Raw genomic sequence first — 25,624 nt, 5'->3', positions numbered from 1 at the left:
ATAGCGGCCAGCAGCGGCTTATTGCCTGACCCGATACAAAAAAGCGATGCGCACGCTGCGCATCGCTTTTTTCATTGCAGGGTCGGGTTGCCACGGTGCGGCGATGCGCACGCCGGGCGCCCAAAACTGCGGTGGTCAGGCGCGTCTACCGCTTGCCGGCCAGCCGCTTGCGTTCGGCCAGTGCGGCCAGGCCAAGCAGGCTCAAAAGCCCGACGCCGGCCAGCGCCAGCGCGCCGCGGGTGGCTTCGCCGGTTTGCGGCAGCGTCCCCGCCTTGGTGGCCGGCGCGGTTGCGGTGGCCGCGGTTGCGGTGGCCGCCGGCCGCTGCGGCCCGGTTACCGGCAGGCTCTTCGGGGTGCCCGTGGTCGGCCGCTTGGTGTCGGCCAGCGGGGTCACCGTCGGCGTAGCGGTGCGGTGATCGTAGTAGGCGGCCTTCGTCACGCTCGGCGCAACGTCTGGCACCTGGCTGCGAACCCGCACGCCGTCGTCCAGCTCACCCGGGAGCTGGTTGTTATAGTAAACGTCCTCGGTCACCGTCGGCGCCACATCCGGCACCTGGCTGCGAACCCGCACGCCGTCGTCCAGCTCACCCGGAATCAGGTTGTTGTAGTAGCCTTCATCCGTCACGCTCGGTGCGACATCCGGCACCTGGCTGCGAACCCGCACGCCGGCATCGAGTTCGCCCGGAATCAGGTTGTTGTAGTAATCGTCCTCGGTCACCGTCGGCGCGTCGTCCGGCACCTGGCTGCGAACCCGCACGCCGTCGTCCAGCTCGCCCGGAATCAGGTTGTTGTAGTAGCCTTCATCCGTCACGCTCGGGGCAACGTCTGGCACCTGCGTCTTCTGGTAGACGTGAATGCCATCACCCGGCGTGCCCGGTGTCAGGTTGTTGTAGTAGCCTTCATCCGTCACGCTCGGGGCAACGTCTGGCACCTGGGTCTTCTGGTAGACGTGGATGCCCTCACCCGGCGTGCCCGGCGTCAGGTTGTTGTAGTAGTCTGTCTCAGTCACGCTCGGGGCTGTGTCCGGCACTTGGGTCTTCTGGTAGACGTGGATGCCCTCACCCGGCGTACCCGGTGTCAGGTTGTTGTAGTAGCCTTCATCCGTCACGCTCGGGGCAACGTCTGGCACCTGCGCCTTCTGGTAGACGTGAACGCCACCGCCCGGAATGCCGGCCATCGGCGCCACGGCCTCGAACTTGATGACGAAGTACTGGTCGACGCCGGCGTCCTGATCGAAGGTCGCGCCGACCGTGCCGTCGGCGACCAAGTTGTAGCCGCCACTGATCAGCTTTTGAATGGTATCGACGAACCTGGTGTGCGCAATTGCACTGCCGCTTGGCCCCTCAATCTGCATGGCCGGCACCAGCGGCAACCCGCCCTCGCCGACGAAGTAGACGGACGCTTTTTGCACGTCGGGGGTGTAGTAAACCGTCAGCGGGAGCTGATCCACGGGCGTTCCGTTGGAGTGGTCGATGTGCAGCTCCGTCAGGTTGAGCACCGGCTGATCCGGCACATAGCCCGGAATCGTCGGCGAGGTCACGTCCGGCATTTCAGACTGCCGGTGCCACCGCAGAATCCGCCCGGTGATCAGATCGACTTCCGGGGTGTAGGCGAGGGTCATCACCCAGTCGTCGTGAAGCGTCGCGTGGTCGCTTGCGCGCTGGTAGTGAATCACCCGGTGCGTGATGATCGCCTTGCCCGGCTGAAGCGCGGTGGGGTGCTTGACCTCGATCTGATAGGTCTGACCCGGGGCAACGGCAATGCTGGTGGTCTCCGGGTCGGCCAGCTGGTAGACGCTGGTGTCCAGGCCGGCGGCGGCCAGGTCAATCTTGTAGGTCCCCTGGTCGAAGGTGGCGGAGCCGAGGTGCGTCCCCACCGTGGTGGTCTGCCCCGCCGCATCCGTGTAGAAAAAGTTGACGGTGTAGGGCTGCGCGTCGTAGCGGATGACAATCGGCGTTTGATTCACGGAATACTCCCAGCTCGAGTCCGTCTCCTGAATGGGACTTGCCAAAAGCGTCGGCCGCTCCGCCACCATGCCGGCGACCTCCGGATTCGGCAGGTCCGGGATGAGGTTTTGCAGGTGGTACATCACCGGGTTGCCGGTCACCAGGTCGACCTCCTTGAGGTAGGTCTGGTCGATTACGATGCCGGCCGCGACCTCAACGGTTTCGTCGTCGGCCCAGACATAGCGAACCGGTCGGTGGATCACCACCGGCTCATCCGTCAGAATCTGCGTCCGGTGCTTGACCTCGATCCGGTAGGTCTGGTCCGGCGCCACCGTGAGGCTGGTGGTGGTCGGGTCGCTCAGCTCGTACTTCGCCGGGTCCAGGCCGGCATCCGCCAGGTCGATCTGGTAGCTGCCGTCCTTGGCCTGACCCAAATACGGCTTGCCCACGGTCACCTGGTGGCCGCGGTCGGTGGTGGTGAAGAATTCAATCGTGTAGGGGTGGTTGTCGTACACCACCGTGACCTCCGGCGCATCGTGCGGGGTGCCGTCCGCTCCGAGGTACGAAACGGCCGCCAGCTTGGTCGTCGCAACGCCGTCGATGGTCGAGATTGTGCCGTCGATCTGTTGGATGGGGCGTTCCGGCTGACCCGTCCCGTCAATCGGCGTGTAGGTCGGCGCGTAATCCCCGCCGTGGCGCTGGAACCCGAAGTCACGCACCAAGTCGGTGTCCACTTCCCAGCCCAGGTTCCATTTCTGGTCGTCCGCGACTGTTTCCCCGTCCGCATTTTGAAAATGGACCAACTGCGTAAATAAGACCGGGACGATTTTGTGCCGGTGCCGCAGCTCGATGGTGATATGGCTGCCGGCGGCCACCGAATCGATCACCTCCCCCTGCGCGCTCGTCTCGTCGCTTCGCCCGTCGGCCCGGCCGCCTTCCGCCGCAAAGCCGGCCGGATCGTAGTCGTAAAGCGCCGCCAGCTCCGCAACTACACCGTGCGTCCCAACCCCATCGGCGCCAAAGGTCAACATTTCCGGCCGACTGTTAAAGGCCGTCGCATGGGTCGTGTAGGTGGCAACCATATTGCCACCGTTGTCCAGGTCAACGAAGCGGTACGTCACGACACCGGCCGCCGCGTCGTCCTCATCGAAGGTCGGTGCGGCATAGGTCGCCGCCGGTTCCACCCCGGCCGGGTGATAGGTGACGTAGACGTCCGTGTCGTTGGACGCGATGTTGGTTCCGCCCATTCGCAGATCGCCGTTCGGGAAGGTTGCCATCGTCGGCACCATGCCGTCAACCGTCGGCGAGGTGACGGCCGAAAAGAGCGCCGTCGGCTCGTACCACACCCCTTCGTCGCGCGCCAGATCCCAGGTGACCGTGAAGCGCTGTTCCACGGTCACCGGAGCGGCCAAAACCTGGTTGTCGGCCAGGCGATTGGTCTTGTCCCCTGCCGGATAAGTCGTCCAATCGGGATCGTCCGCCTCGGCCGCAACGTAGTGAATCGTGGTTTTGACCACCAGGGGTTCGTCGAGCACCTTGGTCTTGTCCTTCACCTCAATCTGGTACGTGCCATCGGCCTCGACTTGCAGGCTGGTCTGCTGCGGATCGGCCAGCTCGTACTTCGCCGGGTCCAGCCCGGCCGCCGCGAGGTCGACCTGGTAGGGGCCGTCCGCTGCATTGCCCTCGACGGTCGCCTCGACGCGGTTGTTGCCGGTATACTCGGTCACGTTCACGTACTCGACGTGGTAGGAATCGGTATCGGTGGTCGGCGTCTCGGCCGCCTCACTGGTCGGGGTCGTGCCGGTCGCGGTAGCTGCAGCGCCGGTCGCGGCGCCGACTGCACTCGGTGCGACCACATCTGCGGTTTCGGTCGCTGCAGCGCCGGTCGCGGCCTCAGCGTCCTGTGCCTCCCCACTGTTGCCCTCGTCGGTGGTCGTCACCATGCTGACCGCGGTGGCTGCGGTCGTCTTGGCTGGCGCAGTCGTGCCACCGGCCGCCGCCGGTGCAGCCACGGTTCCGGCGGTATCGGCCGTGGTCGCGGCCGAGACCGGCTGGCCGCCGACTGCAAGCCCCAGCGTGACCGCCGCGATGCCGGCGATCACCCACTGGCCGCCCGCCTTGTACAGCTTGAAGCGCAGCCGCCGCTGCGCCGTCGCCGCCATCATCCGTGCCCTGTCCTGCTCGTATTTTGCCATTCGTCTTCCTCCCAAGTCGTCATCGTTGCCCGTCTGAACGATTAATGTCATGACCTATACGGGAAAGAGTTTAGCACGCGGCCGCCACCGTCAAGAGTCGTATTTCGTAAAGTTTAGTTTCGGTATCTGATCTAATTTATTCGATGCTCTGTTTATTCGCGGTATTTTTGATTCATTCCGGTCAATATATTGACACTACAATGCAAAAAAAGCCACCGCAATCTGCGGTGGCTGTTTTAGTCTAACCGATGAGGCTGCCGTTCTCCAGGTCTGCCGAGACGGTCAGCAGGGTGATGTTGCCCTTGCTGTCCTCGGCCGACAGGAGCATCCCCTCGCTCATCTCGCCGCGCAGCTTGCGCGGGGTGAGGTTGACGACGGCCATGACCTTCTTGCCCTTCAGCTCTTCGAAGTGCGGGTAGTACTTGGCGATGCCGGAGAGAATCTGGCGCGTGCCCTCGTCGCCGGCGTCCAGCGTGAACTTCAGGAGCTTGTCCGCACCCTTCACTTTTTCCACGTCCAGGATCTCGGCGACGCGGATCTCCGACTTGTCGAAGGCGGCAAAGTCGATCTCGTCCTTGCGGGTCTTCGGGTCAACGGTGGCCTGCTTCTTCGGCGGCTGCATCTGGGACTTGATGTAGGCGACTTCCTCCGCCGCATCCAGGCGTGGGAAAATCGGCGTGCCCTTCTCGACAATCTTGGTGCCGGCCGGCAGGTGGCCCCACTCGAGGGTTTCCTGCGCGGCGATGGCGGAATCCAGGCCGAGCTGGCCGAAGATCTGCTTCGGCGCGTGGGTCATGACCGGCTGAATCAACAGCGCGATCAGGCGCAGGCTCTCGGCCAGGTGGCCCATGACGCTGGCCAGCTCGCCCGCCTTGGCCGGGTCCTTGGCCAGGTTCCACGGCTCGGTCTCGTCGATGTACTTGTTGGCGCGGGCGATCAGCTTCCAAGTCGCGTCCATCGCGTCGGAGAACTGAAGCGCCGCCATCTTCTCGTGGTACGCGGCGATGCTTGCGGTTGCCGTGGCCTCGAGGTCGGCGTCAAACGGCGTGGCGGTCACCTGCGTGAGGTCCGGCAGCACGCCGCCGACGTACTTGTTGATCATCGCGATGGTCCGGTTCAGCAGGTTTCCCAGGTCGTTGGCCAGATCGAAGTTGATCTTGTCGATGAAGTCCTCAGGGGTGAAAATGCCGTCGTTGCCGAACGGAATGGCGCGCATCAGGTAGTAGCGCAGCGCGTCCAGGCCGTAGCGCTCGACCAGCATCTCCGGGTAGATCGCGTTGCCCTTGGACTTGCTCATCTTGCCGTCCTTCATCACCAGCCAGCCGTGGCCGTAGATTTTCTTCGGGATCGGCAGGCCGAGCGCCATCAGGATGATCGGCCAGTAGATGGTGTGGAAGCGCACGATTTCCTTACCGATCAGCTGCAGGTCCGCCGGCCAGTACTTGTCGAACAGGTCGTGGTTGTCGGAGCCGTAGCCCAGCGCCGTGATGTAGTTGAGCAGCGCGTCGACCCACACGTAGACCACGTGCTTCGGGTTCTCCGGCACCGGCACGCCCCAGTTGAAGCTGGTGCGGCTCATCGCGAGGTCTTCCAGGCCCGGCTTGATGAAGTTGTTCAGCATCTCGTTTTTGCGCGAGGCCGGCTGGATGAAGTCGGGGTGGTCGGCGTAAAACTGCACGAGCCGATCGGTGTACTTGCTCATGCGGAAGAAGTAGGACTCCTCCTTGACCAGCTGCACCTCGTGGCCGGACGGCGCCTTGCCGCCAATCACCTTGCCGTCTTGGTCGCGGTAAACCTCGGCCAGCTGCGGCTCGGTGAAGTACTCCTCGTCTTCGACCGAGTACCAGCCGGTGTATTCACCCAGGTACACATCGCCCTGCTTGATCAGGCGCTCCACGATCTTCTGGACGGCCTTCACGTGCTCCGCGTCGGTGGTGCGGATGAACTTGTCGTTGGTAATCTCAAGCATTTTCCACAGCGACTTGATCTGCGCCACCATGCCGTCGACGTAGGCCTGCGGGGTGATGCCGAGCTTGTCGGCCTTCTGCTCGATCTTCAGCCCGTGCTCGTCGGTCCCGGTCAGAAAGAAAACGTCGTAGCCCATCAGGCGCTTGTAGCGCGCGATGACGTCTGCGGCAATGGTGGAGTACGCGTTGCCGATGTGAAGCTTACCACTCGGGTAATAGATCGGCGTCGTCACGTAGAACGTTGGTTTTGACATGGTTAATGTGCCTCCTGCAGCGACTTTGCTTATTTTAAGACGCCCGCAGCCCTGCGCGAGCGAAAAAAGTGCCTAAACTGGTATCAGTATACCATACAGAGGGCGGAGCGCGGCGAATTGATGTTGAAGAGCCGGGCTCCGGCGCGGACGCGCGACTACCTCCGGTTCCGGGCCGGGGCGGCGGAACGCGTGGGGCTCTCGCAAGCCCAAAGCCCGGTCTTGCGACCCGCCCTTGCTGTAAGCAGGCAAAAAGCGCCTGCTAACAGCAATTTCACGCTGGCTCGCCCCGGCCCTCCACCTCCGGCAGTGGCGCGTCCGCGCCTCCGCCCTACACAGCGGGTACTCACTGACACGCTGTTAATGTCGTTGGCGGCGTCCGCATTGGAAATCTGAGCGTATCAGATACAACCCCTCGGTCCGGATAGCCTAGCGCAACCACTTGGGCCGCACTTTGGCCCGAGCGGTTGGGCGTAGCTAGCCGCGCCCGCGTTGCGCTTGCGGCGACCGTTTTCGTGCCTCCTGCCTCAGCTTCGCTGGCCGCGGTGGCGCGGCGCGTTGATCACCTGCTTGGCCGCAATCAACTTCAGCGGGTCCAAGTCGAGCTTCGCGCACATGTCGAAAACGTAGATCAGCACGTCGGCCAGCTCCTCGGCGACGTGGGCGGTCTCGGCCTCGCTCAGCGGCTCGCCGACGTCCTTCCAGGTGAAAATCTCCAGCACCTCGGCGGCCTCGACGTTCAGGGCCGTCGCCAGGTTCTTCAGGTGGTGGGTCCAGCCGCGCTCATCGCGGTCGGCGACCAGCGCCGCCACCGTCTCGCGGATGGCCGGCGCCGAATCTTCGTCCAGGTGCAGCTTGGCCCCGTGGTGCGCGGCGTCCAGCTCGTGAAAGTCCTTGCTCATCGTTGTGTCCTCCGTCAGTCAAAAAGGCTCAGCTGGCTGGGCGCCAGGCCGGTGAAGTCCAGCCCAGCTGCGTGCAAAAGGCCTGCGCGTTGCCGGCCGCGGCGTGGCCGCCGTTGTTGTTGAAGATCACCACCACGCGCCGGGAGCAAAGCCCCCAAGCGACGCGGCCGAGCGCCGCCAGCTCCTCTGCCGAATAGTCGTAGTCGGTGCGCAGGTGGCGCCACTCGGGCCGCCGCTCCAGCCAGCCGGCGGTGTTGCGCCCGTGCAGGCGCATGATGGTCAGGTCGTCGCTGGTGGCGACCGGCACCAGCGGCACGCTGCCCGTTGCCGTCTGCGGCTCGTCCACCACCACGTGAACGAAGCCAAGCTCGCGCATCAGGTCCAGGGTCTGGGCGCGGTAGTCGGCGGCGTACCAGCCGTTGTTGCGAAACTCCAGCGCCACCGGCAGGTCCGGGTACAGCTGGCGGATGCGGCGCAGGTAGCGCACGTTTTCCAGCGTCACCCCGAAGTACGGCGGCAGCTGAAACAGCACGGCGGTCAGCTGGCCCTTTTCAACCAGCGGCGCGAGCGCCCGGCGCAGCGCGGTGAACTCGGCGACCAGCTCGTGGGCCGGGTCGTCTCTGTGCCGCGTCATGTACTGCGTCGCCTTGACGATGAAGGAAAAACCCGCCGGCACCTGCGCCTGCCAGCCGCGCACCACCGCCTCGCTTGGCACGGCGTAAAACCCCGAGTCAATCTCAACGACGGGAAAGTGGCCGGCCAGGTCCGCCAGCGTGGACGCGCGGCCGCTGGCCAGGCTCGGGTGGTCGGCGACGGCGGTCAGGCCGACAAGAATCTCGGGGCGTGGCGGCTGTGCCGCGGTGTCGCCGCGATCCGACGCGGCGGCGGGAATGGCCGGCTGCGGCGCCGTGACCCCGTTTGAATCACGCCGCGGCGTGTCCGCCCCGCTCATGCGCGCGGCCCCAGGAGCTCCAGCCACTTGAAGTCGTTGCCCTCGAACCAGGCGTTGTAGGCCAGGTCCTCGCCGGCCAGGATGTGGGGCAAAAGGGCCTTGAGGTCGGCGACCAGACCCAGGTTGTCCGGGGCCTGCAGCCAGGCCAGCGGCCGCGGCGCCAGCAGGCCCTCGCGCGTGTCGCGGGCGGCGATGGTCGTCGCCGTGAGCGCATAATATAGGTAGAGATCACCGCGCAGCTCACCGTCGACGTGCCAGTGCACCAGCCCGGCCGGCACCGCTTCGGCCGGGTCTAGGGCAATGCCACTTTCCTCTTGCACCTCGCGCAGCGCGCCGTCGAGCGGCGTCTCGCCGGGCTCGACCTTGCCGCCGAGGCCGTTCCACAGGCCGCGGTACGGCGGGCGCAGCCGATTGATCATCACGATGCCGGTGGGCGTTGCCACCAGCACGACCGTCAACTTTTGAACCATTGTCCTCACCTCACGTTCAGCTTACCAGATTGACGACTTTGGTCAATCCGCCAAAAATCACCCGGCAACTTTGGTCACTTTGGCCAAGGCGCGTGAACCGCTTACATTTATACTAAAGAAGTAATCAAGATAGGAGTGTGTCAATATGGTAGAAATCGCACTGGACCACATTTACAAGCGTTACCCTGATGCTAAGGAAGGCGAGAAGGACGCCGTTATGGACTTCAACCTTCACGTCCGCGACAAGGAATTCATCGTGTTCGTTGGTCCTTCCGGCTGTGGTAAGTCCACGACGCTGCGCATGATCGCCGGCCTTGAAGACATTACCCAAGGCGACCTGAAGATTGACGGCAAGGTCATGAACGACGTTGCCCCGAAGGACCGCGACATCGCGATGGTTTTCCAGAACTACGCGCTGTACCCACACATGACCGTTTTTGATAACATGGCCTTCGGGTTGAAGCTGCGCAAGTACGCCAAGGCTGACATCAAGAAGCGTGTCGACGAAGCCGCCGACATCCTGGGTCTGAAGGAATTCCTTGAAAGAAAGCCTGCCGACCTGTCCGGTGGTCAGCGTCAGCGTGTTGCGCTGGGCCGTGCCATCGTGCGTGATGCCCCAATCTTCCTGATGGACGAACCGCTGTCCAACTTGGATGCCAAGCTGCGTGTTTCCATGCGTGCCGAAATCGCCAAGCTGCACCAGCGTCTGAACACCACCACGATCTACGTTACCCACGACCAGACCGAAGCGATGACCATGGCGGACCGTGTTGTCGTTATGTCCGTCGGCAAGGTTCAGCAGATCGGGACCCCTGCCGAAGTTTACGACAACCCTCGCAACATGTTCGTTGCCGGGTTCATGGGCTCCCCTGCGATGAACTTCTTCAACGTCACCTACAAGGACGGCAAGATTTCCGATGGCCAAGGCCTCGAGCTCGCCATTCCTGAAGGCCGTGCCAAGGTTCTGAACGAACGCGGCTACAACGGCAAGGAGATTACCTTCGGGATTCGTCCTGAAGACATCCACGCCGAGGAAGCCTTCATCGAAACCTGGCCTGGTGCCACGGTTCACTGCGAAGTTGTTGTTTCCGAGCTGATGGGTGCGACCTCCCAGCTGTACGCCCGCGTGGACGGCACCGAATTCGTCGCAACCGTTGATGCCCGTGACTTCCACAACCCTGGCGACAAGATCGACATGGGCTTTGACATCAACAAGGCGCACTTCTTCGACAAGGAAACGACCAACGCGATCGTGACCAAGGAAGCCGAAGACGCCATGAACGCTGAACAGGCCAAGGCCTAACCCGTTCCAAGTATCCATCTGAGTGAAAACCCCCGAACCAAACCTTATCCAAACAACCCCCTTGAACCCCGCCCGGTCGCCCCACCGGACTGGGTTTTTTTGACCAGGGCGGAGCAAGGCGCACTTAGCCGGTCGGGTAGCGTAAGGCTGGGCATTGGGCCGCACTTTGGCCCAGTGACCGGCCTTAGCTAGACGAACCGGCGTTGCCTTGCGGAGCCCGACGATGACCAGGGCGGAGCAGCGCGCACTTAGCGGGACGGGTAGCCTAGCTCGACAGCTTGAAGCGCACTTTGCTTCGAGCTGCCGAGCGTAGCTAGCCGCTCCCGCGTCGCGCTGCGGAGCCCGACGATGACTAGGGCGGAGCAAGGCGCACTTAGCCGGTCGGCTAGCATAAGGCTGGCGCATGAAGCGCACTTTGCTTCGTGTGCTGGCCTTAGCTAGACGAACCGGCGTTGCCTTGCGGAGCCCGACGATGACCAGGGCGGAGCAAGGCGCACTTTGCTTCGTGTGCTGGCCTTAGCTAGACGAACCGGCGTTGCCTTGCGGAGCCCGACGATGACCAGGGCGGAGCAAGGCGCACTTAGCCGGTCGGCTAGCGTAAGGCTGGCGCATGAAGCGCACTTTGCTTCGTGTGCTGGCCTTAGCTAGACGAACCGGCGTTGCCTTGCGGAGCCCGACGATGACCAGGGCGGAGCAAGGCGCACTTAGCGGGACGGGTAGCCTAGCGCGGCAGCTTGAAGCGCACTTTGCTTCGAGTTGCCGCGCGTAGCTAGCCGCTCCCGCGTCGCGCTGCGTAGCCCGACGATCCAGAGCGGAGCAAGGCGCACTTAGCCGGTCGGCAGGTGCAAGGCAAAGGCCCGGCCCCGAAAGCAGCTCACTGCTTCGGGTGCCGGGCCTCGTTTGTCGAGTCTGAGCTACACGCTCACCGCGCGATGCGCACATAATGCTCTTGGTCGTCCGTGGCCACCACGCGCCCGCCGTTGGCCAGCATCGCCGCAAGCGACGCGGCGTTGGTCCGCAGGCAGGACAGGTAGATCTCCGACTCGTCTGCCGGCATCAGGCGGCGGCACTCGGTCAGCGCTAGCGCGAGGCCGCGCGTCGCGTAGCCGTGGCCGCGGTACTGCGGCAAAATGCCGTAGCCGATGTGGCCGCCGCCCGCGCGCAGGTGGGCGTTGAGGTGGTGGCGCACCTTGAACAGGCCGACCAGCTGCGCGTCATCCCACAGGAAGAAGTAGGTGTCGGGCACGTGCCCGGCCAAAAGGTCACGCCCGGCCGCGGCGGCCAGCCGCGCAGGCAGCGCGGTGGCCACGAATTCGGCGTAGGGCAGGCCGCGGTACGGGACCTCGAAGCCGTTTTGTTCCGGCATCTGCTGGAAAAAATCGTACTCCGCGCGACGATCCGCACGGTTCATGGCCTTCAGTGTCAGCGTCATGGCGCCACCTCCTTGTCGCGTTGCGGTCGGCCGCTAGTAGCTCGGCACCTCCGACTGATCCGCCAGGCCGACGTGGACATCCTCGACCGTCGAGATCAGGCAGTCGAGCTCCGGGCGCGTCTCCTGGCCCTTTTTGCAGGCAATCACCACCGGCAGGCTCAGCAGCTCGGGCGCCACCGGAATGATGGCAGCCTGCGGCGATAGCGCCAGCGGCCGGTCGACCGGCACCAGCGCCCAGGCCGCGCCGCGCGCCGCCAGCTGCTGGACGGTGTTCACGTTCAACAGCTGCACCTGGGCGCGCACCGGGACCTCGGCCTGCTCGAACAGCCGGCGCATGTACTGGTCGAGCACGGACGACGGGTCGTAGGTGATCACCGGCTGATCGGTCAAAAAGCGCAGCTGCGACAGCTCGCTGATGCGCGGCGGCAGGTCCGCCGTGCGAGGGCCGACCAGCGCCACCTTTTTGCGGCTGAAGCAGTGCCTGTACACCGGCAAGTGCAGCGCCGGCTCCACGCCCAGGTATGCGTCGGCGTTGCCCGCCAGCATCTCGTGGAAAACGGTCCAGGAGGCCTGCTCGTGCACGTCGAGGTGGTAGCCCGCGCAGCGCTGACTGAACGCGGTGATCAGGGCGACCATCGCGCGCACGGTCGAGGTCTCCCCAAACCCCACGGTCAGGCTGCCGGCGCGGTGCGCGGCCAGGGCGGCCATCTGCCACGACAGCTTGTCGGCATCCTGCGCCAGTCGGGCCAGGCCGTCGCAGTAGTAGCGGCCGGCGGCGGTCAGCGTCGCGGGCTTCTTGCTGCGCTCGACCAGCTGTACCCCAAGCTGCCTCTCGGTGTCGCCGATCAGGTGGCTGACGTACGGCTGCGACACCAGCAGGCGCTTGGCCGCGGCGGTCAGGCTGCCCAGCTCGGCCACCGCCTGCAGCACCGGCAGCACCTTGACGTTATGCTCACTTGAAATCGCCACGTTCTCTTCCTCCAACGCTCATTAGCATGCCCTTATTTTAATTTTCCCAATATTCAGCGTCAACACAAAAAGACCCCGCGGGCGGCGAGGTCTCGGGCGGTCAGCTTCGGTTGGTGGAGGTGATTTTGTAGTCGACGGTGGCGCTGTACTCGCCGGCGATTGGACTATCTTGGTCACCATTCGGCAGAGGTATTCTGTCGCTCAGGAAGTAGAAGGCGAAGGTTGACCAGTTGTTGGGTGTGCCATTGTGATGCATCGTCCACGTCGTCATGGACAAGGTGGTGTCCTCATCCAAATTCCTCACGAAGAGTTTATAACTTTGCTTGTCAGGCGTCATCAATGGATTGGTTGAGGCTGTCACCTCAAGGCGCGAGGCGGCGTAGTTGGACTTGGCCTGCAACCGCTGGATGGCATAAAATTTTGCGAACGTGCCGGCGTTGTCACGGCCTGTGACCAGTACCCCACCGCTCGTATTACCCGCAGGAAAATTAATGTCAAGCTTTTCGCCAACGGTGGTCTTCAGCGTGCCTTGCGCACTAGTTTCACCGGCGGCAACCGCGTTCAGCGGGGCCAGCCCCAGGGTACTCGCGGCCAGTAGTGCGGTGAAAAGTTTGGTTTTCATCATGGTCTCCTTTCGCGCCGCCGCGTGGGCGGCGGCGCAGTCAGTCACAGTGGCTTGGTGGTCAGCTTGTAGTCGATGGTGGTGCTGTAGTCACCGGCGATGGTGCCGGGGCCACTGCCGGGCCACGGAATGTGTTGACTCAAGAACCTGAAGGTCGCATCGAGAAGCTCCCCAGGCGCCGGTTCCCATGTGGCCTCCGCCTCCTGGTCGTTCCACTTGATCCCGGTGGCGGGGTTGTAGACGTACATCGGCACCGGCCCACCGGCGCCTTCAGGTCGGTTCAGGGTGGTAGTGGTCGCCGTCAGGGTCATCTTTTGCCCCGCTGCGTTCGTCGCCACCTTAAGGCTTTGACTCCCGCTAAAAAGCGTTGCATCAATGTTGCCGTCAAAGTAGGGATCCGCAAACAGCTCGCCCGGATTAACCGGCAGCAGAATCGTCAGGGTCTCAGGCACAGTGGCCTTCAGATGCCCGGTGGCGGCCTGCTCGCCCGCAAGCGCGCCCGCAACCGGGGCGGCTGCCGTCGCAAGCGTTGCGGCGGCCAGAATGGTGGTGAGTCGTGTCGTGAGTCGCATAAGTCTCCTTCTCGCCAGCCAACGCGTGTGACCGGCGCATCGTTAGCATGCGGGATTGGCGCCGTTACTCACCAATCAGGCAGGATCTCTTGGCTGTGAGATCACCTGGTAGTCAACCGTCGCCCGGTACTTCCCGGCAATCGGGGCCGTCGCATCCTTGCCGGTGTACGTCATCGAAGCGCTTTCGAACGTGAAGCCAAAGTCCGAAAACTGGTTGCTGACCCCGAGCTTCATCAGCGTCAACCCATTGGGATACAGCGTGCCGCCGTTCTTCTCGCCCGTCCGCATCATCACCCCCAAGCCCCATGGCGTGGCAAGCTCGCTGGGCGTGGCGGTTACGTGAAACAGCGGAGTGACGAAATTGGACAGCACCCGAAGCGTCTGGTCGGCGCGAAAGGTCGCCTCGTACCGATTCGGGTCCGTTGACGATTGTCGGGTCGTCAACTCCGCCTCAACCGTATCACCGGCCGCAAAAACAACGGTCAGCATTTCGGCCTGTTCGGCCTGCAGGGTACCCTGCACTTCCTTTCTGCCGGCCAGCGCGCCGCCAGCCGGGGCCGCGGCCAGCGCTAGGCCGGCGGTCGCCAAAACTGTCGCGAGTAACTTGCTTTTCATGGTGTGCTCCTTTTACTGAATGATCAGCGTCACGGGAATCGTCATCGTGTTCATGTCTTCTTTGGTCTCGGGGTTGACCACCACGGCGCGCACGTCCACCTCGTGGCTGCCCTTCTTCAGCGCCACCTTGTAGTCGGTGATCGCACCCCCCGGGCGCACCGCCTTGCTGTGGTAGAGCCGCTTCTCGTTGCGCCACAGCTCATAGCGCAGGTGGTACTTGTTGCTGGCCAGGTTGCGCAGCGCAGTCGCCTTCTTCGTGGTCGTGTCGATGATCAGCCGCCGGGACTGCTCCAGGCGCATCATGCCCGGCTCCTGCTTCATCACCGGGTCGGCGCCGACGTCGACGTCCTCCACCTTGGCCTCCTCTTTTTGGGCCGGGGGTTCACGCGCCAGCCAGATTCCGACCGGCACCAGCAGCAGCAAAAGCAGTGCGACGATTCCCCATCGCCTCTTGTGGTTCGGTGTCATTGCGAACTCACCTCCATGATTTCATCGTATCAAGACACGTTTTGCCGCCACAAATCTAAGCATGATTGGTAATCAAGGTTATAATTTTCGGGCCGGCCAGCCGCGTCGCACCGGCGCCGAAGTGTCGCGCGCAAACCGTGCGGCGCGGCCGTGGATTTTTGTGCAAACGCGGCTGGCATTCCGGCGTAACCGCTACCAACGCCGGCGCATCAAGGCCCAGCGCGGCGGCGTTTGGCGCCGGTAAATTTAGGCGGCAAATTCTGAAAATGTATGCTAGAATGAAGGAGTAAAAAAATTTGTTTTCATCTTTTAGGAGGAAAAACACTTATGCCTTTAGTTAACGGCACCGAATTGTTCAAAGCTGCTCGTGCAGGTCACTACGCCATTGGTGCGTTCAACACCAACAACCTGGAATGGACCCGCGCCATCCTTAAGGGTGCGCAAGAACTGAACGTTCCAGTTCTGATCCAGACTTCCATGGGCGCTGCCAAGTACATGGGCGGCTACGAACTGTGCAAGGGCCTGATCGAAGCAACGGTCAAGTCCATGGACATCACCGTTCCCGTTGTTATCCACCTGGACCACGGTAACTACGAAGCTGCTAAGGAAGCCATCGCGGCTGGCTACAACTCCGTAATGTTCGACGGCCACGACCTGCCTTTCGATGAAAACCTTGAAAAGACCAAGGAAATCGTTGCCTTGGCTCACAGCAAGGGCATCTCCGTCGAAGCCGAAGTTGGCTCCATCGGTGGTGAAGAAGACGGCGTTGTCGGTGAAGGCGAACTGGCTTCCGTTGAAGAAGCTAAGCAGCTTGCCGCAACCGGCATCGACTTCCTGGCTGCCGGCATCGGCAACATCCACGGCCCATACCCTGACAACTGGAAGGGTCTGCACTTCGACCGTCTGCAGGAAATTGCGGACGCCGTTAAGCAGCCTCTGGTTCTGCACGGTGGCTCCGGCATTCCTCAGGACCAGGTTGAAAAGGCCATCTCCATGGGGATCGCTAAGCTGAACATCAACACCGAATGCCAGCTTGCCTTCGCCAAGGCTACCCGCGAATACATCGAAGCCGGCAAGGACAAGCAGGGCAAGGGCTACGACCCTCGCAAGCTGCTGGCACCTGGCACCCAGGCCATCACGGATACCTTCGAGGAAATCTGCGGCTGGATGGGCACCAAGTCCGTTAAGCTGGTTCCGGCCGAGATCTAATCAGACCTCTGCCTCAAAAAGCCGATCGCAATTGCGACCGGCTTTTTGTTTGCCCTCAATTGCCGCGCACACCAAAAAAACCGATTGCAGATAATCTGCAACCGGTTCTTTGTGCTGCGTGCTCGCTTCATCCCCCACCCTTGGCGGCGGAAGGACGAAGCGTCGGGTTGCTAAGGCGTGGGCCAGCCCTGCTTCGGGTGGGCTAGTCCTCCTTGCGACGCTTGCCGGCCAGTGCCATCAGGGCGCCGATCATGGTCAGGCCGAGTGCGACCAGCCCGGTGTTACGCTGCTCGCCGGTTTGCGGCAGGTTTTTGCCCGTCGCAGTCGCCGGTGTTGCAGTCGCCGTGTCGGTCTTGCTCGTCGCCGCGGTGGTCAGCGGCGCGGTCGGCGTGTCGTCGCCGCTTCCGCCAGTGATCGGCAGGTGCGGCGCCGTGACATCGGTTGTTGGCGTTGTCGGCGTTCCTTCATTCGGGTTCGTCGTATCGCCACCGCCTGGGTTCGTCTCACCGCCTGGGTTCGTCTCACCATCTGGGTTCGTCTCGCCGCCTGGGTTCGTCTCACCGCCTAGGTTCGTCTCGCCACCTGGGTTCGTCTCGCCGCCTGGGTTCGTCTCACCGCCTGGGTTCGTCTCACCACCTGGGTTCGTCTCGCCACCTGGGTTCGTCTCACCGCCTGGGTTCGTCTCACCGCCTGGGTTCGTCTCACCGCCTGGGTTCGTCTCGCCACCTGGGTTCGTCTCACCGCCTGGGTTCGTTTCGCCGCCTGGGTTCGTCTCGCCGCCTGGGTTCGTTTCACCGCCTGGGTTCGTCTCGCCACCTGGGTTCGTCTCACCGCCTGGGTTCGTTTCGCCGCCTGGGTTCGTCTCACCACCTGGGTTCGTTTCGCCGCCTGGGTTCGTCTCACCACCTGGGTTCGTTTCGCCGCCTGGGTTCGTCTCACCGCCTGGCTTCGTTTCGCCGCCTGGGTTCGTCTCGCCACCTGGGTTCGTTTCGCCACCGCCCGGGTTGGTGATGTCCGGCCGGATTAGGACGATCTCGAAGCGCTGCTCGACCGCGTCGTCGTGGTCGAAGACCGCGCCGGCCGCCTCGTTCTTTTGAACCTGGTAGCCATCGGCGATGAACGCCGCAAGCAGCGTTTCGTAGCTGGACGCCGGCACCGCGGTGTCGGAAGCCCCCGTCGCCGTGGTCTCCGCGAGCATCACAACGCTTGGCGTGGTGAAAATGATTTTGGCCGTCTGCTGATCACCGGTGTAGGTCACCGTGACCGCGGTGTCGCCCGGCGTTGCGGTCGGCGCCGGGGCCAGCTGGGCCACAACCGTCTGATCCGGGGTGTAACCCTCAATCGTCGGGCTGGTGACACCGGTGTAGGCGCCTTGCGCCGTCGCAACGGTTTGGCCCGTCACAACATCGGTCGTGGTCAGCCAGTCAACCGTCTGAGTCACCGGTGCCGGGGCGGTCGCCGCGCCATTCACCACGTAGGTGATGGTCCGGGTCGTCGTCGCCGTCCCGTGGGTCACCGCGTGGGTCAGGTGAATCACAACCTCGTGTTCACCCGGCGCGAAGGTCACGGTGCCACTCTCGGCCTGGCCGTCAGCTAAAACGTAGCCGGTTGGCACTTCTGCCGTCCAGTCCGCCGTGGCGTCGGTGACACCGGTCAGCGACGTGGTGTCCCCGACCTGGGCGCCGTTTTTGGCGTCGTCGACGTACTTGATGGTGACCGTCTGGGCGTCGGCCTTGTAGGTCACCGTCACCGCGGTGTCGGTCAGGCCATCAAGCGTCGTCGGCGCAAGCGTGGCCGCGTCAACGTTGGCCAAGTCCGCCGTGTAGCCGGCGATGGTCGAAGTGCCGACCGCCGCGTAGCCGTCCTGGGCCGTCGCAACGGTTTGGCCCGTCACGTTATCGGTCGAGGTGCTCCAGTCGATGGTCTGAACCACCGGTGCCGGCGTCTTGGTGCCGGCGCCCGTGTAGGTGATGGTGCGAGTCGTCGTCGCCGTCCCGTGGGTCAGGTGAATCACGACCTCGTGTTCACCCGGCGCGAAGGTCACGGTGCCACTCGCGGCCTGGCGGTCCGCCAAAACGTAGCCTTCCGGCACCTCTGCCGTCCAGTCCGCCGTGGCGTCGGTGACGCCGGTCAGGGTCTTGGTGTCGCCGACTTGCGCGCCGTTTTCGGCGTCGTCGACGTAGCGCAGCGCCACGGACTGATTGCCCGCGGTGTACGTCACAAACTCCGCCGAGTTCGCCGGCGTTGCCGTCGGTGCAGGTGCCAGCTGGGCAACCGTCGCCCGGTCGGCACCGTAGCCGGCCACAACCGGGCTGTCCGCCGCAGCGTAGGCGCCATGCGCCGTCGCCATCGTCGCGCCCGTCACCAGGTCGGTGGTGGTCAGCCAGTCGATGGTCTGAACCACCGGTGCCGGCGTCTTGGTGCCGGCGCCCGCGTACGTGATGGTGCGAGTCGTCGTCGCCGTTCCGTGGGTCACCCCGTGGGTCAGGTGAATGACAACCTCGTGTTCACCCGGTGCGAAGGTCACGGTGCCGTTCGCGGCCTGGCCGCCCGTCAAAACGTAGCCTTCCGGCACTTCTGCCGTCCAGTCCGCCGTGGCGTCGGTCACGCCGGTCAGGGTCTTGGTCTCGCCAACCTGCTTTTCGCCCTCGGCGTCGTCGACGTAGCGCAGCGCCACGGTCTGATTGTCCGCCGCGTAGGTCACGGTCGTGGTCACGTCCCTGAACTCGGCAGCGTCGGCCGCAACTGCGGCCACCGTCGCCTGATCCGGGGTGTAGCCGGTGATGGCCGGCGTCGTTGCCGCCGCGTAGCCGTTTTTCGCGGTCTGCGTGGTGGTGTGCGTCGCCTCATCCGTGGTCACGTCCCAGTCGATGGTCTGAACCACCGGCGCCGGAGTCGCGGTGCCCGCGCCCGTGTAGGTGATAGTGCGCGTCGTCGTCGTTGTGCTCTGCGTCAGCTTGTGCACGAGGTGAATCTGGTAGATGGTGACGCCGTCGGCCGGAATGGTGTAGGCCACGGTGTCGGCCTGACCGGTGGCCAAAACGTAGCCGGTCGGGACGGTCACGTGGTAGGTGCCGGTCGCCGCGGTGGTGTCGCTGCGCGAATCGGTGCCGACCAGCGCCAGGCGCCCGTCCACGGTGTCCGTGTCATCGATGTAGTAGAACTGCACGCTCTGCTGGGTGCCGGAGTACGTCACCGTCGTGGTGACGTCCGTCGGCTTGGTGGTCGTCGCCGCCAGCGGCGTGCCGAAGCTCGTGGCGACCCTCGGCGTGTAGCCGGTGACGGTTGGGCTGGTCACCAGGTCAAGCGCCGGGCGCTCCGGCGTGTAGGTGACGACCTTGGTCACGTTGTCGGTGGTGGCGGTCCAGGTCACGGTCTGGGTCTTCGGCGCGAGACCGAGGTCCTGGCCGTTGTCCGCCGCGAAGTTGACGGTGTAGGTCGTCGTCACGGCGGCCGGCACGACGGTCGTGGCGTGGGTCAGGTGGATTTCAAGCGGCTGGTTGCCGGAATCGGCGAAGGTGTAAGTGTCGCTGGCCGCCTGGCCTTCCGCCAGCTGGTAGCCCAGAAGCTGCCAGTCGAGCCAGCCGGTCGCCTTGTCCGCCATCCCCGTACCGTCGGCGGTCCAGTCCACACTACCGTCGGTGACACGGTTGAGTGTCACCGGAACGTCGGTGGCGATGGTCTGTCCGGTCACGTCGTCGATGAAGTTGACGGCGACGCTTTGCGGCTGCGGCGTGTAGGTCACCATTTCCGTCAGATTCAGCATCCCCGGGTTCACGGCGGCCAGGTAAAGGGTGATGTCCCCCGGCATGGCGTCGGCCTTGGCGCTCAGCAGCGCAAGCCGGACGGTCACAGGGCCGAAGTTGGTCGCCTCGATGGCGTCCTGACTGACGTCGTAACCGGCGATGGTCGGGCTCTCGACGCGGGCGTAGTTGCCCTGCGGCGTCCCCACCCAGTAGCCGGTGACCGCGTCACCGGTCATCTTCCAGGTGACGTTTTGCACCACGGTCTTCGGCGTCTGCGCGCCGGCGCCGCGGTACTGAATGGTGCGCGTGGCCGTCAGCTCCTCGTATTTGGCGTAGTGGGTCAGGTGCACGTCAATCTGCTGGAAGTCGTCGGCCGTGAAGGTGTAGCTGCCGTCGGGCTTCTGGCCGTCCGCCAGCTCATAGCCCATCGCCTTGAGGTCCGGCCACTGGTCCTCGTGCCCGATGCCGTATGCCGTCCAGGTGATGGTCTCACCCGTTTTGCCAAAAAGCAGTGGATCGAGCATCGGCAGGGTGGAACCTGCCAGCTTGACGGCCTCGCCGGTGATGTCGTCGATGAAGTGAATGGCGACATGTTGTTCAATCGGCTCGTAGGTGAACTCAAACCCGGTGTTGCCCGGCGCGGTGGTCGTGGCCACAACCGGCTCGCCGGCCGCAAGCGTCGAATCGCCGACGACCCGGTAGCCCGGCACCTCTGGCGCGGTGTAAGCCGCGTACGGTTCCGTCAGCGTGTAGGTGGTCACGTCGGTCGCCTGATTCGTCTCCGCGGTCCAGGTCTCGCGCTGAACCACCGGAGCCAGCGTCGTGTCGCCGGTGCCGGTGAAGGTGATGGTCCGCGTGGTCTCAACCGTCGTGGTCGTGGTGGTGTGCACTAAGTGGACCACTACCTCCGCGCCGTCCGGGGCCAGCGTCACGCTGCCGTTTGCGGCCTGGCCGTCAGCCAAGGCGTATCCGTCGGGCACTGCCGCCGTCCAGCTGACCGTCTGATCGGTGACCCCGGTCAGCGGCGTCAGCTCGCCGACCTGCTTGCCGCCATCCGCATCGTCAACGTACTTGAGGTTGACGGTCTGCGAATCTGCGGTGTAGGTCACGGTCACGATCGGGTTCGTCAGCTGCTCGAGGGTGGTTGCGCCCGGCGCCAGCATGTCGACGGTCACAAAGTTGGCCGTGTAACCGGCGATTGTGGGCACCGTCACCGGCGCATAGGCCCCGTGAGGCGTCGCATAGGTGACGTCGAGCGGCTCCCACTTGCTGTTATAGATGTCCTTGGTGGTTGCCCAGTCAATGGCCTGAGTCACGGCCGCCGGCGTCTTAGCGCCCGCGCCAACGAAATTGATGGTCCGCTTCGTGGTCGCCGTCCCGTACGTGATTTTGTGCGTCAGGTGAATCACGATCGTGTCGTGAGCGTTGACGTCCGTGAAGGTGTAGGTGCCGGTTGCGGGCTGGCCCGGTGACAACACGTAGTCGAGCGTTGCCCAAGGCATCCAGGATCCCGGCATCCCCTTACCGTCGGCGCGCCATTCGAAGGGAGTCCCGATGGTGCCCTTAATTGATTGGCGATTGTCGACTGCCAAATCCTGCACGTCGTCCCAGAAGGTCACGCCGACCACCTGGTAGTTCACCACGTAATTGATGGTCAGCGTCGAGTCGGTCGGGGCGGTCGTCGTGACGGTGCCGGCCGCGTCTGGGGTCAGATCCGGATTGTCGGCGGCCAGCAGGTACCCTTCCACCTCCGGTACGGTGATCGCGGCGTACGGGATCTTCAGCGTGTAGGTGGCGGTGTTCGTGGCGAGGTTGGTCACCACGTTCCAGGTCGCCTCCTGGACCACATCCGCAGGTGGGGTGTCCCAAGTCTTGACGCCCTTGAACTGGATGGTGCGGGTGGTCGTCAGCGTCGTGGTCGTGGTGGCGGGAATCACACGAATCGTCAGGTCGTCCGAGTCATCCGCGGTGAGCGTGTAGGCGACCGTGCTGGCCTGCCCCGCCGCCAAAATGTAGCCGGTCGGCGCAGCAGCCGTGTAGGTGCCGGTGTCACCGGTGATGCCAAGGACGGCATCGGGTGTGCTTGCAACCTCTTCCCCGGTGATGTCATCCACGTAGCGCACATTCAAAGAAGCCGGCTGATCCAGCTCGTACTGGGCGAAGTCGCCGTCGAAGCTGTCCGTGACGACCTTGCCGAATTCGGCGACGCCGTCCCCTTCACCGTCGACCAGGTGAAGCGAGTCTGGCCGCACCGAAAAACCCTCTGGCAAAAGCGCGAGGTCGTCATCCGGCAGCGTGGTCGGGTAGTCATTCTCCAGCGTTTTGTCGTTATCCTGGAGCGTTTTATCCAAATCCGGCAGCGCGATGTACTGGTCCTTGCCCTCGGCGTCGACGTAGTGCGCCCGGGCGTAGATGGTCGAGGTGCCGGTGATGGCGAGGCTTGCGGCCTTATCGAAAACGGAAACCGTGTTGCCCGCCGTGTAAAGCGCCGTCGCGATGTAGCCGGTCTTGAGCGCCTGGTTCTTCATGTCCTTAGCCGTGCCGACGATTGCGATGCGGCCGGTGGTCGAAGCTTGTGGCAGGTTGCCGAGCACGATGACCAGCGAGCGAATCGCAGACCAGTCGGTGACCGCCGCCGCCTCGACGTAGCCGGTCAGGTCCGGCGTCGTGCCGCTCAGCGTAGCGCGACTGGTCGAGTAGAGCACCTTGGCCCCCTCGAGCGGAACGACGGTGCCGTCCTGCTGCGTCAGGGCATCCGGCAGCTGAACAGGCGCGGTGAGCTCGAACGTGTAGGTCGAGCCCTGGTCGTCGCCGACCTCTGGCAGGTTGACGGCGACCGCAGCATCCGTGACCCCCTGGCCGGCCGTGTTCAACACGGCGGTGTAAAAGGTCATCGGATTGGCGCTGTTCTTATCGATGGTCGCGGCCTCGGTTGGCGACAGATCATCCCCCTGCGCCAGGCTAGACGCGTAGGTGCCTTCGATGGTTTCAATCTGAAAGGTAAAGTTGTCGGCGGTCACCTTGATTGCATCCGCATCGCCCAAAGTTTCGGCCAAGTTGGTCACCTTGGTGTGCTGCAGGATTGCTGTGTTTGGCGATGTGACGTAGGCCCGCATTTGGTAGCTGCCAGCCATGGCATCTGGCGCGTTGTGGAAGTTAACCCGCAGATTGTGTTCCGTTTGGACCTTGGTGTCAACCGATTCACCCGTCCCGGTGTAGTCGACCTTCACAACGGTGCTCCCTCCCTCAATCACGGTTGTTGTGATTTTGGCATCTTGGGCGCTTTCCACCTGATCCACAACGAAGGCGCTCGGCACGACGAAGTAAAAGATTGGCTCGTAAATCAAATCCGTCGTCTGGTCTGCATGACCCGCTAAACTGACCGCCATACGCCTCATTTTGGTCGAGCCCGGTGTATTGACGCCGCTTGAACCATACCCAATCACCTTGATTGTTCCCACCGGCTCAACCACCGTCTGGGTGACTGTACCGGGCTTGTTATTAACCTCGGTCAGCTCGGGAGAAGTCAGTTCAATCGTCGCGGTCAGCTGGTCGCCAACCTTCACCGCGTCACCGTTATCGTAGGTGGCCGAGAGGTGCCCAAAGGCCGTGAAAAAGTCGGTCTTGACCCCTGGGACCAAGGAGTCGGGGGTCAGCACCGCGGTGCGAATCGCACCGATGCTGGTGATTGTCTCGCCCGCCGCCACCGTGCCGGTTTCGGTCGTGCCATCGGCCAACGTCAGGACGTACCCGTAGCTCTTGGTCCCCGGCATGTACCAGTCGTAGTCGGCAGTGGCTGCCGGGGTTTGGATTTGGTTGACATTCAGGCCGTCTGGAACGGTGATGGTGATGCTGGCGTCTGTCATCGGGGCCGCGGCGTCGAAGCTCGCGCCGAGCCTGAACAAGAATGCCGGGTCGTTGGCGGGGTCGGTGTCCAAAACCAGCTGCGCCTCGTTGCTGCTGGAATTGCCTTTTGTCGTGTACTCAGGTGCATCAACTTGAGGCGCATTGGCGGTGCCCAGCAGAGTGTCTGTCCATGTAGCGCCGGTGAAGGTCATCTCGGTGCCCGTCGAATCAACCTGCTGCACCATCACCGCAGGGCCGGCCGCCGTCAGCGTCTGATCTTCGGTCGTCTGCGTCAGGTCAAAATGCCCGGCAATACGGTAAGGCGCCATGCCAGCGGCGTTCTCCGAGCCAGACCCTTTGGGCACCGTGATGATCACATCGCTACCGGCGCCGCCCAGCTGAGTGATGGTCGTCGCGTCACGAAAGGCATTGACCGCCGCCGTTAACTCGGCATTCAAGACAAACCCAGCGGGAGTTGGAACCGTGATGACAGTCCCATGGTTAACCGCTGAGTGAACTCGGCTCGTAGTCCTCGAGTCGTCACGAACCCCATCGGCCTCGTTAATCGCAAGCTCCCAGACATAGTCCACATTCGGAAGGATTGCGCCAATCTTAGTATCTGGATGAGTGCGGGTCGGCGATTTCACGTTGGCCGTCGGCTTAGCCGTTGCCGTCCAGCTGGCTGATCCGGTCTGCACCCCGTTGACGGCGACGGTAGCGGTGTAGTGACGCACCCCGACGAAATCAGCCGGCTTCGACTGTTCGTCGTAGTTATCCCTTAGTTCGTAATGAATGGTCTGCTGGAAATGTCCGACCTGATTGAACGTCATGGTGATGGTTCTGCCATCTGTGTTCGAATCAACCGTCGCGCTGCCGACATCGGGCGACTGGAAATCGTCGAATCGGCTGAACTTGAAGACGCCCGAGTTGGCCGGCAGCGTCACGGTGACCACGTCGCCCTTCTTGACGCTCATAGAAACCGTGAGCAGGAGCTCCGTCTGCCCGGACTGGTAGCCCACTTCAGTGGCGGAAGTCGTCAGCGTGGCCGTCGAGGCGCTCACTGGCGTCGTCTCCGTTGGGGTGGCCGCCGGCTGTGCCGGCTCCGAAGCGACACTTTGCGCTGACTGCTTGGTGGCTGTCTCGGTCGCACTTGGGACCGCCACCAGTTCGGTTGCATCCGACACCTCCGCGCTCGCATCCGCAGCGCTCGCGTCACTGGTGGTCGTGCCCGTGGCCGCTTCACCGCTCGCATCCGGCGTATTTGCCGCTTCACGCGAAACGCCCGACGCGACGTTGGCCGTCACCTCGGTTGACCCTGTTTCTTCACTTGTGCCGGCGATCTCGCCCTCGGCCGCGGCAGGTGCTTCGGTCGCCGTCGCACCGGTTTGCGTGGCATCAGAGCCCGCGGTTGCACTGGCGGCCGCAGCCTTCACGCCGTCTTCAGCCGACGTCTGCTTGTCGGCAGCCGCGGTCACCGTCAGCGTCCCGGTCTTGATGTCGCTGGCCGCAATCGCCTGGCCCGGGTTGGCCGCCTGCAGCGCGGCGAGACCCTGGGGACTCAAAGTGGCGGTGTACTGGCCCTCAAGGCCTGCAACCGCTGTGGTCTGAAAATCTTCGGCTGTCCAGTCTGGGGCCGTCAAGCCAGTGCTCAGGGTGACGTCAAAGACGTGTCCGGTTGCACTGGTGTCTGTCTGGTTCTTGATGATCGCCTGAGGTGCTGCCTTTTGCACCTCAACCGTCTCGGCCGCGTGGACCGGGCTGGCCGGCCGCACGAAGCTCAGACTCCCCGCAAAGAACAGGGAAATCCCCATGATGGCCCAGGTTTTACCGGATTTGAACATCTTGTAGTGACGCTTCTCCTGGTAGGCTGCCTGAGCCAGCTTGACGCGTTGTCCATTTCGTTGCATGTGACCCACTCCTCTTGGTCACACTCCCGACTAACTGTTCCCCCAGTTAATGAACTTTACACCACTAGTCTAAACGATTTTGCTCAATATACAAGATAAATACTGAAAAATATTGAGTTTTTGTGACAGCTCCGCGGCCGGCCTGCAAGCGACACCATGCGTGCTCCCGCCGCATTTCTCAGGTGAGCGGCGCGTGGATCAACCGCCGGTGTCACGACAGTAGTGGCCGGCCGCTTCTAAATTGCGCTTCGA

13 protein-coding genes and 1 pseudogene are annotated in these 25,624 nt (G+C 63.4%); 2 read left to right on the top strand and 12 right to left on the bottom strand.

Annotated features, from left to right (window positions below; genetic code table 11):
* Positions 1-145: 145 nt before the first annotated feature.
* From LE416_RS08185 to LE416_RS08165, 5 genes and pseudogenes are all read right to left on the bottom strand, one after another.
* A complete protein-coding gene (locus tag LE416_RS08185) occupies positions 146-4,141 on the bottom strand; it encodes a mucin-binding protein (RefSeq protein WP_225048015.1) in 3,996 nt (1,331 codons plus the stop codon).
* A 241-nt stretch (positions 4,142-4,382) separates the two neighbouring features.
* Positions 4,383-6,362, bottom strand: coding sequence for a methionine--tRNA ligase (gene metG / locus LE416_RS08180; protein WP_225048014.1), 1,980 nt, complete (start codon positions 6,360-6,362; stop codon positions 4,383-4,385).
* A 524-nt stretch (positions 6,363-6,886) separates the two neighbouring features.
* Entirely contained in the window at positions 6,887-7,261 is a 375-nt protein-coding gene (locus LE416_RS08175) for a nucleotide pyrophosphohydrolase (RefSeq protein ID WP_225048013.1), read from the bottom strand.
* A 14-nt stretch (positions 7,262-7,275) separates the two neighbouring features.
* Positions 7,276-8,096: pseudogene (locus LE416_RS08170) on the bottom strand (DUF72 domain-containing protein).
* Positions 8,097-8,209: 113 nt separating this feature from the next.
* Positions 8,210-8,683 carry an NUDIX domain-containing protein gene (locus LE416_RS08165; RefSeq protein ID WP_225048011.1) on the bottom strand — a complete coding sequence of 158 codons (474 nt, stop codon included), beginning with the start codon at positions 8,681-8,683 and terminating at the stop codon, positions 8,210-8,212.
* 145 nt (positions 8,684-8,828) lie between these two features.
* Between LE416_RS08165 and LE416_RS08160 the strand changes: the two genes are divergently transcribed.
* Complete coding sequence (locus LE416_RS08160) at positions 8,829-9,986, top strand: ABC transporter ATP-binding protein (RefSeq protein WP_225048010.1); 1,158 nt, start codon at positions 8,829-8,831, stop codon at positions 9,984-9,986.
* A 922-nt stretch (positions 9,987-10,908) separates the two neighbouring features.
* Here LE416_RS08160 and LE416_RS08155 read toward each other — a convergent pair.
* The 6 genes from LE416_RS08155 to LE416_RS08130 all read right to left on the bottom strand — a co-directional run bounded on the left by LE416_RS08155 (position 10,909) and on the right by LE416_RS08130 (position 14,664).
* Positions 10,909-11,418 (bottom strand): GNAT family N-acetyltransferase, encoded by a 510-nt coding sequence (locus tag LE416_RS08155; protein WP_225048009.1) that lies wholly within the window; start codon positions 11,416-11,418, stop codon positions 10,909-10,911.
* A gap of 33 nt (positions 11,419-11,451) precedes the next feature.
* Entirely contained in the window at positions 11,452-12,387 is a 936-nt protein-coding gene (locus LE416_RS08150; RefSeq protein WP_225048008.1) for a LysR family transcriptional regulator, read from the bottom strand.
* A 100-nt stretch (positions 12,388-12,487) separates the two neighbouring features.
* The gene (locus tag LE416_RS08145) at positions 12,488-13,009 is read right to left on the bottom strand and encodes a hypothetical protein (RefSeq protein WP_225048007.1); all 522 of its coding nucleotides are present in this window, start codon (positions 13,007-13,009) and stop codon (positions 12,488-12,490) included.
* A gap of 44 nt (positions 13,010-13,053) precedes the next feature.
* The gene (locus LE416_RS08140) at positions 13,054-13,581 is read right to left on the bottom strand and encodes a hypothetical protein (RefSeq protein WP_225048006.1); all 528 of its coding nucleotides are present in this window, start codon (positions 13,579-13,581) and stop codon (positions 13,054-13,056) included.
* 75 nt (positions 13,582-13,656) lie between these two features.
* Positions 13,657-14,196 (bottom strand): hypothetical protein, encoded by a 540-nt coding sequence (locus LE416_RS08135; RefSeq protein WP_225048005.1) that lies wholly within the window; start codon positions 14,194-14,196, stop codon positions 13,657-13,659.
* A gap of 12 nt (positions 14,197-14,208) precedes the next feature.
* Complete coding sequence (locus LE416_RS08130) at positions 14,209-14,664, bottom strand: hypothetical protein (RefSeq protein WP_225048004.1); 456 nt, start codon at positions 14,662-14,664, stop codon at positions 14,209-14,211.
* Positions 14,665-14,991: 327 nt separating this feature from the next.
* On the opposite strand from LE416_RS08130, the gene fba reads away from it, so the two are divergent.
* A complete protein-coding gene (fba, locus tag LE416_RS08125; RefSeq protein ID WP_225048003.1) occupies positions 14,992-15,873 on the top strand; it encodes a class II fructose-1,6-bisphosphate aldolase in 882 nt (293 codons plus the stop codon).
* A gap of 202 nt (positions 15,874-16,075) precedes the next feature.
* On the opposite strand, the gene LE416_RS08120 is transcribed toward fba, so the two are convergent.
* The gene (locus LE416_RS08120; protein WP_225048002.1) at positions 16,076-25,372 is read right to left on the bottom strand and encodes a mucin-binding protein; all 9,297 of its coding nucleotides are present in this window, start codon (positions 25,370-25,372) and stop codon (positions 16,076-16,078) included.
* Between the last annotated feature and the right edge of the window lie 252 nt (positions 25,373-25,624).

The sequence above is a fragment of the Lacticaseibacillus kribbianus genome (assembly GCF_020180945.1).
Lineage (GTDB): Bacteria > Bacillota > Bacilli > Lactobacillales > Lactobacillaceae > Lacticaseibacillus > Lacticaseibacillus kribbianus.
The sequence above is the reverse complement of the archived record's forward strand: the minus strand, read 5'-3'. Positions and strand labels throughout refer to the sequence as shown.

Excerpts from the sequence above, each read along its gene's own strand:
- LE416_RS08140 (WP_225048006.1), bottom strand. The coding sequence starts at position 13,581 with ATGCGACTCACGACACGACTCACCACCATTCTGGCCGCCGCAACGCTT.
- metG (WP_225048014.1), bottom strand. The coding sequence starts at position 6,362 with ATGTCAAAACCAACGTTCTACGTGACGACGCCGATCTATTACCCGAGT.
- LE416_RS08160 (WP_225048010.1), top strand. The coding sequence starts at position 8,829 with ATGGTAGAAATCGCACTGGACCACATTTACAAGCGTTACCCTGATGCT.
- LE416_RS08155 (WP_225048009.1), bottom strand. The coding sequence starts at position 11,418 with ATGACGCTGACACTGAAGGCCATGAACCGTGCGGATCGTCGCGCGGAG.
- fba (WP_225048003.1), top strand. The coding sequence starts at position 14,992 with ATGCCTTTAGTTAACGGCACCGAATTGTTCAAAGCTGCTCGTGCAGGT.
- LE416_RS08185 (WP_225048015.1), bottom strand. The coding sequence starts at position 4,141 with ATGGCAAAATACGAGCAGGACAGGGCACGGATGATGGCGGCGACGGCG.
- LE416_RS08130 (WP_225048004.1), bottom strand. The coding sequence starts at position 14,664 with ATGACACCGAACCACAAGAGGCGATGGGGAATCGTCGCACTGCTTTTG.
- LE416_RS08175 (WP_225048013.1), bottom strand. The coding sequence starts at position 7,261 with ATGAGCAAGGACTTTCACGAGCTGGACGCCGCGCACCACGGGGCCAAG.
- LE416_RS08135 (WP_225048005.1), bottom strand. The coding sequence starts at position 14,196 with ATGAAAAGCAAGTTACTCGCGACAGTTTTGGCGACCGCCGGCCTAGCG.
- LE416_RS08165 (WP_225048011.1), bottom strand. The coding sequence starts at position 8,683 with ATGGTTCAAAAGTTGACGGTCGTGCTGGTGGCAACGCCCACCGGCATC.
- LE416_RS08120 (WP_225048002.1), bottom strand. The coding sequence starts at position 25,372 with ATGCAACGAAATGGACAACGCGTCAAGCTGGCTCAGGCAGCCTACCAG.
- LE416_RS08145 (WP_225048007.1), bottom strand. The coding sequence starts at position 13,009 with ATGAAAACCAAACTTTTCACCGCACTACTGGCCGCGAGTACCCTGGGG.